Genomic DNA, 12733 nt, shown 5'->3' with positions numbered 1-12733 from the left:
CAGCTTTTAGATTTTTAGCTGATGAGTATTTTGATGGTAGAGGTAGTCTGAGTGAGAAAAGACTATAACAAGCTTGTACGGGATAAGGTGCCGGACCTCATTGAGGCGGCAGGTAAAAAGTTTTTGACACTGCGACTTTCTGAAGATAAGTATAAAAGAGCTTTGAAACAGAAACTTGTGGAAGAAACTAGGGAAGTTCAGGGAGCTGAGTCTATAACTGAGTTGACAGAAGAACTTGCTGATGTGGCGGAAGTGATGGATACATTGATTGTTGTTTTGGGTATTAGTTGGCAAGAGGTGCGAGAGGCCCAAAAACAGAAGAGGCTGGAACGTGGTGGATTTGAGGAACGGTTGAAATTGATGTGGGTTGAAGAAAAGGATTAGGAGTTGAGCACAGGTGTGACGTTACAAGATGTAGCTATTCATGAGGATTATCGGAGCGATCGCAACGACTTGATCCGCGATTTTTATATCCCATGCTTGAGTCAGTCGGTGCGGTATGACCGGGCGGTGGGCTTTTTTTCGAGTACGTCGATGGCGGCGGTAGCGCGAGGACTGGCGACATTTATTCGAGCTGAGGGAAAAATGCGGTTGATTGCGTCGCCTCAACTATCTGCGGAGGATGTGGAGCATTCACAATGTGGATATGATGTTTTGAGGATAGCGTGACCTGAAGAACCTTGAAAGCGTTATGGGTAATACCCTCGAAACATTAGAATTACTAGACTTTTATGGCAAAAAGTTTCAGAAAATCCGGGTGGACCGTGCTCATGGTGTCGCGCCTCATAAGCCAATTCTATTATTGTCTGTTATTGAACATATTCAAAAACACCAGATTCAGGAAAACAAAATATTCCTACAACCTCAGCTGATTCACACTTTCCTCAAATACTGGTTATATCTAGGTTCAAACACCCATAACCCTGATATTTCAAAGCCATTCTTCTTTATGAAAAGCGGTAAGTTCTGGCACCTATGGCCTAATCGTCAATTTGAGTCAGTGCTCTCTTCTAAGGTGAAACTTAAAACCTTTGCTGAAGTAAAGCGAGTGATTAAATATGCTTACTTAGATGAAGATTTATTTGAACTGCTTCAACAGCCTATTCCCAGGGAAAATTTATTACGGGTATTAGTCAGCAAATGGTTTCCTGGACAGATAGACAATATTTTTGATATTGCAGCGATTGACAAACTAGATGATACAGAATCTAAGTTGTTGGAAAAATATGCCCGTTTCTATACCCAGGACGATGTAGGGCCTATTCTGAAAACGGTTTTAAGCTGATGTCTTCAGATCTTCTTTACTACGCTAAGAAGTTTTCTAAACTTCGAGTCAATTATAACCGTCAGCGTGGTGTAGCGCCCCATAAGCCAATATTATTGCTTTCAGCAATTGAACAAATTAAACAGGGAAAAGTTCAGCGTAATCAGTTTTATCTATCTCCAGAGCTGATTGCTACATTTCTAAAATATTGGGGACAGTTCGGCTCTGCCAATCACAACGCTGATATCGCTCTACCGTTCTTTCACTTGCAGGGCGATGACTTTTGGCACTTGAGAGCAAATCCAGGTTTTGAGGCTACCGTAGCCTCTAAGACTAAAATCAGAGGGTTAAATGCTCTGAGGAATGTTGTGAAATATGCCTACGTTGATGACGCTTTGTTCTCTCTTTTAACAGCCAGTAAAACTAGGCGAGAGCTGACTGATGTACTTATCAACAGTTGGTTTAACCATCAAGCAGAGACAGTTGAGGAATTATTGTCCTACGATGAATTTGAACAAACCCAGCTCAAACTGTTTGACAGTGGTGGAGCGACGTATACCGTAGAAGATCTGAAAGATCAACAACGCATCTTTGTCCGCAATGCCGCGTTTAGGCGCATTGTTACATCCTTATATAATCAGCAGTGTGCTTTCTGTCACCTCAGAATTGTTAGCGATAATAATCACAATATTGTCGATGGCTCCCATATTTTGCCCTTTGCAGAATTTCGGGATGATCGTTTTGATAATGGTATCTCCCTTTGTAAAAATCATCACTGGGCATTTGATCATGGCTGGTTTGGCATTGATGATAATTATCGAATTATTGTTGCCAGGGATCGTTTATATGAGGAACCCTCTGAGTACACAAGACAGATAAAGGATTTTCATGGTGAACAGATTCTTCTACCTGTTGAAACTGAGTATGAGCCCCGTTTATCAGCCATAGAGTGGCATCGTGAGTACTGGGGAATTGCCAGTTGAAACAACTCAAAGACCTCTAAGGTCTTTGAGATAAAGCGCTTTAAATTCATCAGCGGCTTCTGGCTGAATCTGTTTTAGGGCTTTAATTAGACTAATTACCGTTTCAGAGCTAGGATCACGCACCTCATTGGCCCAGCGATAAATATTGGATGCACCGATACCCATCACGGCCGCCAATCGTCCCTGGCTAATGCCGTGGTTCTCCATCACCGTTTTTAGTACTTTACCCGCTCTGCCCATGCCTTTGATCCTTACAAAGGTTATAGCGTTTCGTATGCAGTCCAATTGGACTGTGATATCTTGAATAAGTCCAATTGGACTGTGCCTATTCGATGGATAGGTAATGAAAAGTGAAGAGATGGAGAGTGACAGTAGGGGCATTGCATGCAATGCCTGGAGCAGTGTTAGGGAGTGGGGATGAAGGGTAGTGGATGAAGTATCGCTAGTGAAATACCTACCCCGTTAGTAAACTATTGAAAGCTTTTCGCTAACTCCCTTATGGCTCGCTGGTTTAACACAACAGGCCCTTGTGTCCAAACAAAGCACTACACACTGACCACAGCTCGCTGGTCAATGCCTGGATTAAAGCGCCTAATAGACCAGGAAAACTACTTTGTCCTCCACGCCCCGCGCCAAATCGGCAAAACCACAGCTATGCTTGCCCTGGCCAAACAACTGACCGACTCAGGGCAATATGCCGCACTGGTCGTCTCCGCCGAGCTAGGGGCTCCCTTCTCAGATGATCCAGGGGCCATGGAGCTAGCCTTACTAAACAGCTGGCGTGGCAATGCCAACATGTACTTACCTGCAGATTGCCAGCCACCCCCCTGGCCAGAGTCAACGGCTGGTCAACGGATTGAAGCAGCCCTAAATGCCTGGAGTCAAGCTATTCCAAGGCCACTGGTGCTCTTTATTGATGAAATAGACACCCTACAAGATGCCGCACTGATATCAGTTTTACGGCAGTTGCGTAACGGGTTTCGTAGCCGTCCCCACGGGTTTCCCCAGTCTGTGGCACTGATTGGTTTACGGGATGTGCGGGACTACAAAGTAGCATCTGGCGGCAGCAACCGACTGACCACATCGAGCCCGTTCAACATCAAAGCCGAATCCATCACGATGCGAAATTTTACAGCGGCTGAAGTAGCAGAGCTGTATCAACAGCATACGGATGAAACAGGTCAGGTCTTTTCAACCGCTGCCACAAATTTAGTGTTTGAGCTAACCGATGGCCAACCCTGGTTAGTCAACGCCCTGGCCCGTCAGCTAGTAGAAGTGTTAGCACCAGACTCCGCCATTACCATTACGCCAGACCTGGTGCAGCAAGCCAAAGAGATTCTCATCAAGCGTCAGGACACCCACCTGGATAGCCTGGCCGAGCGCTTACAAGAAAAACGGATCAAGGCCATCATCGAACCCATGCTAGCGGGTTTACCACTACCGGTCACGTCCAATGATGATCGTCAATATTTGGTGGATCTGGGTTTGCTCAAGCGTTCTCAAGCCGGTGGATTAGTGGTCACAAACCCAATTTATCGGGAAGTACTGGTGTGCTTTTTAGTGCAAGGCTCCCAGGACAGCTTGCCCATGATCGCTCCCACATGGCTAACGGCTACGGGCGAGCTGGATACTAAAGCGCTGTTGGATGCATTTTTAGCCTTCTGGCGACAGCATGGTGAGCCATTGCTCAATAGTGCGGCGTATCACGAAATCGCCCCCCATTTAGTATTGATGGCATTTTTGCACCGGGTGGTCAACGGGGGTGGCACGTTGGAACGAGAGTATGCCATTGGTAGCGATCGCATGGATCTTTGCCTACGCTATGGCAATGTTACCTTGGGCATTGAGCTAAAAGTATGGCGAGACAAAAGGGCAGATCCGCTGGAGGCAGGTCTAGAACAGTTAGACAGCTATCTAGCCCGATTAGATCAGGACCATGGCTGGCTAGTTATTTTTGATCGCCGACCCCAGGCACTTCCTATGGCAGAACGCCTAACCACGAAGACCATACAGTCAAACGGACAGAGATTAATTACCGTCATTCGAGCATAGTATTTGTTCGTTCTCAATCGACTAGCTGGCCAATACCATGAACATTACCGTTATTTATGTTGAGGCAGATGTCCCAAACCTGATTACCCCATAAAGGTTTATGACTAAACGCTGCTATGCCGATACAGTGCCCCTATGTCATTTAGTCCACACACCACAGTTTACAAATTTGAGGTACTGTCAGCTTCATGAATCAGAACAACATGGCAGAAAACGTTAGCCCTTTGCCCTCGCAAGTTGAGGACGTGATACAGCAATGCAAAAAAGTCCTTGAGCAGCATTATCAGCAGCGTCTTACCGATGTGTTTCTGTATGGTTCAGCAGCTCCCTAAACATCGGCTATCTGCTGGAGAGCAACAGCTCTTAGCCATTGCCCTGCTGTGGGGGCTGGCCAATGCTTCAGGGCGACAGCTTCCTGTTGCTATTGATACTCCCCTGGGACGGCTAGATTCGGAACATCGTCAACACCTGGTTGAACGCTACTTTCCCCAGGCCAGCCATCAGGTGTTGTTGCTGTCTACGGATACTGAGATTCGAGAAGAAGAGGTGGGGGTGTTGCGATCTCAGTCCTCTATTGCCCGTGAGTACCTGCTTGATTATCATCCCAAGAAACGACAGACCACAGTGAAACCAGGATATTTTTGGTAGACATGCAAGCCCCCATTGACCGAATCAAACTCTCACAGCCCGCAAAAGATCAGCTGATTAAACTCAAGCGAGTTACCAAGATCCAAAACTGGAATGTTCTTTGTCGCTGGGCACTTTGTCGATCATTGGCTGAAAAGTCCCCACCATCACCTGTGCCTATTCCTGCGGACAGTAACGTAGAAATGACATGGCAAGTATTTGGTGGTCCTATTGCTGATTTGTTACTAATTGCCCTTAAGCAGCGTTGTCACGATGACGGTATAGATACCGATGATGAAACCCTTGCTCAGCAACTAAGGTTACACCTACATCGAGGAATCGGCTATCTTGCCGGTGATCCCAACATCAAAAAACTTGAAGATTTTATCGAGCTAACAACGTTGTAGAGATTGAATGAAACGCTATAGTCTTTCAGAAACCTTCTTCTGCTCATCAGTCGATGACTTTTTTTCATAGAAAATAAGCCCGACTCGATTAATGTGATCAATCACATCTGGATCTTCAATATGGCTAAAAATCGACAGGTCAAACAGATACGGCAACAATAAATCATCTAACTGATGTTCAATGGATAACAATTGCTCGTGAGAAATTTGCTTACCTACGAGAGTTAAATCAATATCTGAACCGGCTCGATAGGTACCTTTAGCTCGTGAACCGTACAAAATAACCCGTTCAATTTCAGTATATTGCTGAAAAATACTTGAAATATCCTCAATAGTCTTCGATTCAAGGCCAAATTTTAGGTTTTTACTCTCCATTCTGTAGTTCCTCAGTCTGTAGAGCCTGCATCTTGACTTGCAGTTTTACAAACAAATCAAAGAATCGACCTTTTATATTGGCTGCGATCGCTTGAGCCGTTGTCTGATTGTAAGTATGGCTAGTACGATTTCGCTCTTTAATCATATCCATCCAGCTACCACCATCTTCAATTAGACCCACATTAAAGGCAAGGCGGGTGGCATCGCGAGAACCATAGATGTTTTGATTTCCTTGATACTGCAGATAATCTTTCAAGACATTCCAGGCTAGTTCATGGGTATATTCAAATGCCTGTATTAGTCCTTGTTCTTCCAGTTCATTCAATTCACCCTTATCAATAAACTTCGTAAGCTGAGCCAGGGCTCGTTCATAGTTTGCAAATCGCTGCTTCCATCGAATATCTGGATCCGTCATAGAAATGAGCCTAACTTACCGCCTGTTTTAGCTCATATCGCTTATCAGGAAGTTTAGTAAACCATGCAGGTGATACCGTCCGCTTTTTCCCTTCACCATCACACCGTCGCTCAATTGCCGAGCGTACAATTTGCCTGGGGCTTTTGGCATTAAATGTATAGAGATTTTGCTCTTGAATAATTTGAGTAATTTCAGCTGCAGTCATCGGCGAATTAGCCTCTTTGAGAATATCAACTGCAATCTGGGCAATAGTTTTCTTTTTTTCCATAGCTATAGAGTTGAACAATTATCAGAATAATAATGGCTGAATACTGCCATCTGGCAGTATTTCTGGCAACCACATATCTCCACGATGCTCAGTGCCATCCCACTTTTTAGGCCAGGTTTCAGCATCAATTAGCTCGTGAATCCGCGCTAGTTCCTCATCATTAATCAGCATGACTTCAGGCTGGCCAATTGCCCGAGCCCTCTGATTCACCTCATCCTGGATTGCTAGAATTTCTGCCAATATTTCCTGCCGAGCATCCAAATGCAATGGTCCCAAACGCCCTTGTTTTTTCGCCAGGGTGCCATCTTTTCTCAACTCACCATGCTTTCTTAGCCGATACTGAGGCTGCTTGATCCGCCAGTACAAGGGTCTTAGCTGCTGTAACGGAGCCAAATATGCCCACTTAGGATTTGCTACCACACGGTCTAAAGCAGAGTCCTTCTGTACCAGCGGGCATCCAATACATCCCGTTCGAGCATTCATCGGCTCCATCTCACCTAGCTCATCTTGAGGATCGTGGCCGTATACTTCCGCGATCGCAAACGTCGGATAACCCAGATCCACATCCGCCTGCACCAGCCAGTCCCAAATATGACACACACGCCAGTGCAGCAAAGGAGCCAGTGTATCTGCCACCGCATTGGCCGATGAATGCTGAAACCACCCCTGACCGCACTCACCGCCATCCTTCGTGCAGCTCATGGCAATCCGCTGGTCTCGCGCCGCGCTCTCCCCAATGCGCACACCCGTCAGCATCAAAAACTTTTCGCCCCTTTCCTGCCGCAGCGCCTCCAGTTCCCGCTCCATGCTCATCACCTTGAGCTTAGGCGTACACCAACGGAACGTATTACTCGGTGGAGGCACACCACGCCCGAGCATGTAAACAAAGTAGCGATGGTCCAGCTCAGGCAGCACTACACGAGTATCAAATCCCTGCTGACGCAGCTTATCCAGGAGGTTTATCGCTGCATTATGCAGGGGTGGCAGCTCTTGGCGGGTATCAGCGTACAAAATCGTGACGCTCTCGGGCTGTGGAATTCTACCTGTTTCTAACAAATGAGCAACTAGCGTTACAGTTGCTGAAGAATCCTTACCACCGCTAAACGCAATGGCCCAATGCTTGTATAAAGCTCCATAGGCGGTCAGGGAGTCGATGGTCAGCTCAATGCTGCGCTCCAATGACAGTCGTTCAGTTTCAAATAGACTGAGATTTCGCATCAGGCTCCTAGGACTAGCGCTAGTTTATCTATTAAACGCTATATCTAGAGTGCATTAAAGAATTAGTTCACAAGAATGGGTGAAAACAGGGATGGTTTGGACAGGTTCAAAGTTAGAAATTTGGGTTTGGGCATTGATGATGAGTAGAGAGTGAAGGGATAAAGGGTTAAGAGTGAAGCAATGAAGGATGACTTTTTACTCTTTACCCTTCACACCTTTACCCAAAAATTTTAGTCTGGACAGACCATCAATATATCTCAGTTTTAGAACATATGTATTGAGTTTTGTAGGACCATGGCATCTTTCCCAGCGATGACGTCTGAGCGATTGGTTTCTGCGCCACCTAATCTGGTGCAGCAATGCCAGCACAGTACTTTAGGAAAATGCTTGCCAGGGGCCTTTTATGTACACATTTCCACCTTACGTCATCTGGATAAAGCATTACAGCAATACGAGGCTAAGGCTCGCCCCTATCTGCGAGACGATATTCCCCTGACCCTAGTTAAATTTCATTTCGAGCAGCCTAAGCTGTCTTACCTTTACTACCCTGACTTTGATCAGGTAGCCCATCCTGCCCTCCATGCCAGTGTTCAAGTTAGTCTCGCCACTGGGCAGTTGCTCTATCGTGACTATAGCCAAACGCTTAATCCACCCGTCTTACATCGCAAAGAAACCTTTGTTGCTCCTGATTATCCACGCTATCAAGACTTTGTCGAACTGACACGACAACAGGAAGCATTTGGTCTGTTGGATAACTCGCGGGTAATTGGCACACAGCAGGGATGGCAGACTCGGCTACAGCAGCACAAACTGATCATTCATGACCATGCCTTAGCGTGCCCGCTTACGCCTAAACAAGCGATCTCAAAACCAAAAATTGAGCGCCATAAAGCTGCTATCGTCCGTAAGGCACTTTCTAAGCCGGTTCGCTTAGCCCTGGAAGCCGGTTTATTTACCTCACAGACAAGTTTTTTTGACTACGGCTGTGGCCATGGGGGGGATGTCAGTCGCATCGGTCAGAAAGGATTTCAGTCCATGGGCTGGGATCCGTTTTATCAGCCGGATACTCCGCAACAAACAGCTGATATCGTTAATCTGGGCTATGTCATCAATGTGATCGAAGACCTGACAGAGCGGCGAGATGCTTTGCTTCAAGCTTGGCAGCTTACCCAGCAGGTCATGATCGTAGCTGCTCAGGTGCTAGTAGCCGACAGCCGCCGAGGTCTGGTGGCTTACGAAGACGGGATTATTACCCACCGTAATACATTTCAAAAGTATTACGAGCAAGAGGAGTTAAAAGCCTACATTGATCAGGTTTTGGGCGTGGATGCGATTCCTGCTGCTTTAGGTATCTACTTAATCTTTCGTGATCCAGCCCAGGCCGAAGCGTTTCGCGCATCGCGATTTCGTTCTCGGGCAACAACGCCTAGGGTTCGTCTCAGTGTTAAACGCTTTGAGGAATATAAGGCACTGCTCCAACCGCTGATGGATTTTGTGACTGAGCGAGGCCGAGTGCCAACTGCTGATGAACTGTCACCCGAACAGCTAGAACCATTGACCCGTGAGTTTGGTTCGGTGAAGCGGGCGTTTAATTTGGTAGTTAAGGTGACGGATACGGGGGAGTGGGATGAGATCGCATCCAAACGTCGCCAAGATCTCTTGGTATATCTGGCCCTCAGTCACTTTGATAAACGTCCCAAACTACGCGATTTAAGCCCACTTGTAAAAAACGATATCAAATCACTCTTCGGCAGCTATCGCCAGGCCTGCACAGCAGCAGATCTGATGTTGCTGAGTCTAGGTAACCTGGATTTACTAGCCAACCACTGCCAACAAAGCACAATTGGTAAACAGATGGCCAATTCCCTCTGGGTACATCTATCAGCTTTAGAGAAGCTTGATCCACTGCTGAGACTATATGAAGGTTGCGTATCAAGAACTCTAGGCCGTCCGACAGAAGTCACAGTCGTCAAACTTAATTACACCAAACCACAAATTACCTATCTGTTTTTCCCAGATTTTGATAATGTACCACATCCCATTTTGCACACCAGCATGAAAGTTGGCTTACAAGATTTACAAGTGCGTTACCGAGACTTTGATCCACAGGACAATCCGCCTATTCTCCTCCAAAAAGAACAGCTTTTATCAGCTGACTATTCTAACTACGACAAATTTGCTAAACTCAGCCGCCAAGAACAGGATTGGGGATTATTAGACGGCTCTAGCTACATCACTTTCAATGAGTGGAATCAACGTCTTGATGAACAGTGCGCTCAGTTGCAAGGATACCGATTAGTATGGCGTAAAGATGCTGATCCCTATACCCTTAAGTTACGCAAGTCTCAGGTTCGTGCTCGGCAGAAAGTGAAGAGTAAAGAGTAGAAAGGAAAGAGTCACTCTTCATCCCTTCACCTGCCTCTGCCAATGCTGTGCACCCTGCTTAGTCGGTGTCCCTTGTTCGGTAAATGCCCAAATCTGTCGCTTATGCTGTGGCCCATAGCTAATGTGGATGGGACGATTTGGTCCGTAGTAGTAAAGCGAGTCAAAGGGTAAGGCCTGGCCTAAGATCCACTCCACCAGGGCATTACTGTCTAGGTCCACAATTCTAAAATCACAGGCAGCCCCTAAGCGATCGCAATAATAACGACCATGACGATTTTTCTCACAGGCCATGTGTTGATCCACACTGGGGGTAGATTTGCCATTCTTTAGGCCTGTCAACGGATCTTTTTGGGCCAAAAATCGCTTTAAATCTGACGAACAAAATCCATAGGTCAGCTTAAATTGTGTCTGTCCATACTGGTCTATGACAGGGTCAATAATGTAATTACATAGCGCCTGTACAGCTGGAATAGTTTCTTCCAGATTTTTAGGAAATGGTTCAATTGAATCTGACCATCGTCGATAGGTCTGTGTGCATGTGCAAAATTCTTCTAGATTCAGATAGCGCCCCAAACGAATCGATCTTTGAGCTTTCATTGCAATACACTGCTAGACTAGCCATATCTTAGCTCTACACATCGTGAGCTTTCGAGTCTTGGACGAGCACTAAACATTCAGTATCAACTTTGCTAAGCATCTCTTGAAAAGCAGGTGTGTATTGGCCGTTTTCATCAACGACCCGTCGTAGAACATATTCGCCAGCTCTGGGTAAACCGCCAAACCAGAGATTTTTGCGTTGCCACACATCGCCATGTTGAGCATTTTCATCCTGGCGCAGGGTTGCATTAATAATCACCTTTGGCACAGGAATACCAAAGGTGATAGGCGTAATTTGAGCCAATTTCAAGTCATTATCCTGAAATTGAATTTTGTACCGAAATCTAGAAATTTGAGCTGCCCGTAACAACAGCCATCCTAAAAATGTGTGATGAAAGGTCCATTGAGTTGGCCCGGTTACAGGTAACGTGAGGCAATTCATTTTCTCATCCCACTCCAGATTATACATGGTAATGCAGTCATCCGGTAGGGGGTTGCCATCCATATAAAAGATGCCTTTCAACACAGTTGGGAGATTTGTGGGGTGTGTGGCTGTCATCCAAGTGGCAATATCCTCAAACTTTTGAGTAACTACGGTACTTTTCATAATTGTTAGTCCTATGGCGAATGTTGCGATGGCTGTTCAGTGAATAGAAGTTGTTATTGTCTGCCGTTGAAGAACAGAGAATTTACAAATGCCTATGATCTCTCGGCCAAATGTCTCCGTAGGGGATGCATTGCCATGCGATCTTCAACATCGAGGCACATGACTCTTTATGCCTTAGCCTTAAACCCCTGCAATTCCAAATCATTAGGAGTAACGGCAGTCACTTTTTCAAAATCCCATTGCACTTCTGTAAACTGTTCCCACTGATAGCGCTTCAAAAGGTAGATGCAGAAAACTTTGATCAGCTCAATGGATAGGGATTTACCTGGGCAAACGCGTTCATGGTCATCACCGTTCCACGATAAAAGGTCAGAAAAATCTCGTTGGGTTGAAAAGCTATCTGGTTTTTTATATCTATTGGCGTCCCGATTAGCGGTGAAGATGGAGCCAAGCAGTCGCGTACCCTTTTGGAAAGGACATTTCTGACTGCCGACTTTGACCTCCCCTGCCTCTGTTGCCAGTTGGCTGACAAAGCGTACGGGGGGATATAGCCGAGCTGTTTCTAAAATAACCTTATGGAGAAGGGTGGCCTGGCGCAGCATATCCCCTGGGATTGGTTCTGTTCCCTGCCATAGGGTATTTATCTCTTTAATGACATCCTCGCGCAGAGAATTATTGACACATAAAATACCAATTACAGATCCTAATAAAGCACTTGTACCGGCTGTACCGGCAATGTGAATCATATCAAACAGGCCATTGGCAATTTGCTCTGAATTTAGCTGGTACTGCTGCCCTATTTCTACATAGGTCGCCCATTTGGGAGATGTTTGATATCGCTGAATTAGATGTTTGCGATGTTTAATAATGGGACCCGTCTTAAAGGTCAGCAGATAGCGACTCATAAAGTTGGGTAGAGATGCTAGTGGTAAGCCTTTTATATAGCTACGGGAGGCTGTGACTTCTTCTTGAGAAAGAGATATTTGAAATACTAGATGGTGCAAGATTTTGACCATAAACCGGGGGAGATCATTGCCAATATGCAAGGTCCCCTGGCTGGATGCTTCTGATAGAAGGCTGTCAATATATTGGCCTATGTCATCCCCATGTTCAAAGGGATCAGGTAAAGCTTGTTGAAAGATGGCTCGAATCCCAGTATGTTCTTTGCCATTTGTCCCCAAGCTCAGCGGGTGATTCAGCATGTAGCTAGGAGCAAGAATTCTAATGATGCCCAGGTCATTGCTGCGCACCTGCGGCTCAATCTGCATTAGCTTCTTTACCTGGGCATGATCAGCATGCATGATGGCATGATCGACGGCAAAAAATGTGTCACCGATGTGATTTTTACGAATGTATAGAAAATCTCGCCATGCTTTTAAGATGGTGAACCCCTCTTTGTAATAGGCCATTAAACGTAGCAACTTTCCACGGGGGCTGTTATATCCGAATTTTTCTAGCTTTTTAGAGAGCTTGATTTGGTTATTGTGGGTTTTAAGAATTTTTTGAGTTAGTGCATTGATGTCCATGATAATTGC

Annotated in this window: 15 protein-coding genes and 1 pseudogene; 8 read left to right on the top strand and 8 right to left on the bottom strand. The window is 45.8% G+C overall.

What is annotated here, in order from left to right:
• Positions 1–51 precede the first annotated feature (51 nt).
• Genes QGP82_RS18545 through QGP82_RS18530 form a run of 4 tightly spaced genes read left to right on the top strand, consistent with a single transcriptional unit; the run spans position 52 to position 2247 of the window.
• Positions 52–384 carry a pyrophosphohydrolase domain-containing protein gene (locus QGP82_RS18545; protein WP_499060636.1) on the top strand — a complete coding sequence of 111 codons (333 nt, stop codon included), beginning with the start codon at positions 52–54 and terminating at the stop codon, positions 382–384.
• A gap of 15 nt (positions 385–399) precedes the next feature.
• The gene (locus QGP82_RS18540) at positions 400–669 is read left to right on the top strand and encodes a phospholipase D-like domain-containing protein (RefSeq protein ID WP_499060635.1); all 270 of its coding nucleotides are present in this window, start codon (positions 400–402) and stop codon (positions 667–669) included.
• 22 nt (positions 670–691) lie between these two features.
• Complete coding sequence (locus QGP82_RS18535) at positions 692–1285, top strand: hypothetical protein (protein ID WP_499060634.1); 594 nt, start codon at positions 692–694, stop codon at positions 1283–1285.
• Positions 1285–2247 carry an HNH endonuclease gene (locus QGP82_RS18530; RefSeq protein WP_499060633.1) on the top strand — a complete coding sequence of 321 codons (963 nt, stop codon included), beginning with the start codon at positions 1285–1287 and terminating at the stop codon, positions 2245–2247. The genes QGP82_RS18535 and QGP82_RS18530 overlap by 1 nt, the downstream gene beginning before the upstream one ends.
• Positions 2248–2253: 6 nt before the next feature.
• Here QGP82_RS18530 and QGP82_RS18525 read toward each other — a convergent pair whose 3' ends face one another.
• Positions 2254–2487 (bottom strand): helix-turn-helix domain-containing protein, encoded by a 234-nt coding sequence (locus QGP82_RS18525; RefSeq protein ID WP_499060632.1) that lies wholly within the window; start codon positions 2485–2487, stop codon positions 2254–2256.
• A gap of 258 nt (positions 2488–2745) precedes the next feature.
• Here QGP82_RS18525 and QGP82_RS18520 point away from each other — a divergent pair, with 258 nt between their 5' ends.
• From QGP82_RS18520 to dndE, 3 genes and pseudogenes are all read left to right on the top strand, one after another.
• On the top strand, positions 2746–4299 hold the full coding sequence (locus tag QGP82_RS18520) for an ATP-binding protein (RefSeq protein WP_499060631.1): 1554 nt from the start codon (positions 2746–2748) through the stop codon (positions 4297–4299).
• Between the two features lie 324 nt (positions 4300–4623).
• Positions 4624–4947, top strand: a pseudogene (locus QGP82_RS18515) (DNA sulfur modification protein DndD); the annotation flags it as partial.
• A gap of 2 nt (positions 4948–4949) precedes the next feature.
• Entirely contained in the window at positions 4950–5333 is a 384-nt protein-coding gene (dndE, locus tag QGP82_RS18510) for a DNA sulfur modification protein DndE (protein WP_163671041.1), read from the top strand.
• A gap of 15 nt (positions 5334–5348) precedes the next feature.
• On the opposite strand, the gene QGP82_RS18505 is transcribed toward dndE, so the two are convergent.
• Genes QGP82_RS18505 through QGP82_RS18490 form a run of 4 tightly spaced genes read right to left on the bottom strand, consistent with a single transcriptional unit; the run spans position 5349 to position 7609 of the window.
• Entirely contained in the window at positions 5349–5708 is a 360-nt protein-coding gene (locus tag QGP82_RS18505; protein ID WP_163671042.1) for a nucleotidyltransferase domain-containing protein, read from the bottom strand.
• Positions 5698–6123, bottom strand: a complete 426-nt coding sequence (locus QGP82_RS18500; RefSeq protein WP_023071818.1) for a nucleotidyltransferase substrate binding protein — start codon at positions 6121–6123, stop codon at positions 5698–5700. The genes QGP82_RS18505 and QGP82_RS18500 overlap by 11 nt, the downstream gene beginning before the upstream one ends.
• A gap of 10 nt (positions 6124–6133) precedes the next feature.
• Positions 6134–6391 carry an HTH domain-containing protein gene (locus QGP82_RS18495; RefSeq protein ID WP_499060630.1) on the bottom strand — a complete coding sequence of 86 codons (258 nt, stop codon included), beginning with the start codon at positions 6389–6391 and terminating at the stop codon, positions 6134–6136.
• Between the two features lie 21 nt (positions 6392–6412).
• The gene (locus QGP82_RS18490; protein WP_499060629.1) at positions 6413–7609 is read right to left on the bottom strand and encodes a phosphoadenosine phosphosulfate reductase domain-containing protein; all 1197 of its coding nucleotides are present in this window, start codon (positions 7607–7609) and stop codon (positions 6413–6415) included.
• Positions 7610–7903: 294 nt separating this feature from the next.
• Between QGP82_RS18490 and QGP82_RS18485 the strand changes: the two genes are divergently transcribed.
• Complete coding sequence (locus tag QGP82_RS18485) at positions 7904–9994, top strand: DNA phosphorothioation-associated putative methyltransferase (RefSeq protein WP_499060628.1); 2091 nt, start codon at positions 7904–7906, stop codon at positions 9992–9994.
• An 18-nt stretch (positions 9995–10012) separates the two neighbouring features.
• Here the strand turns inward: QGP82_RS18485 and QGP82_RS18480 are convergent, their stop codons facing one another.
• From QGP82_RS18480 to QGP82_RS18470, 3 genes are all read right to left on the bottom strand, one after another.
• Entirely contained in the window at positions 10013–10591 is a 579-nt protein-coding gene (locus QGP82_RS18480) for a hypothetical protein (protein ID WP_499060627.1), read from the bottom strand.
• A 34-nt stretch (positions 10592–10625) separates the two neighbouring features.
• Entirely contained in the window at positions 10626–11198 is a 573-nt protein-coding gene (locus QGP82_RS18475) for a hypothetical protein (RefSeq protein ID WP_499060626.1), read from the bottom strand.
• A gap of 167 nt (positions 11199–11365) precedes the next feature.
• The gene (locus QGP82_RS18470) at positions 11366–12724 is read right to left on the bottom strand and encodes a cytochrome P450 (RefSeq protein ID WP_499060625.1); all 1359 of its coding nucleotides are present in this window, start codon (positions 12722–12724) and stop codon (positions 11366–11368) included.
• Positions 12725–12733: the final 9 nt, after the last annotated feature.

It is taken from the genome of Leptothoe sp. LEGE 181152 (assembly GCF_032906605.1).
Classification (GTDB): domain Bacteria; phylum Cyanobacteriota; class Cyanobacteriia; order Phormidesmidales; family Phormidesmidaceae; genus Leptothoe; species Leptothoe turfae.
Note: the sequence above shows the minus strand (reverse complement) of the source record. Positions and strands in the feature narration are given on the sequence as shown.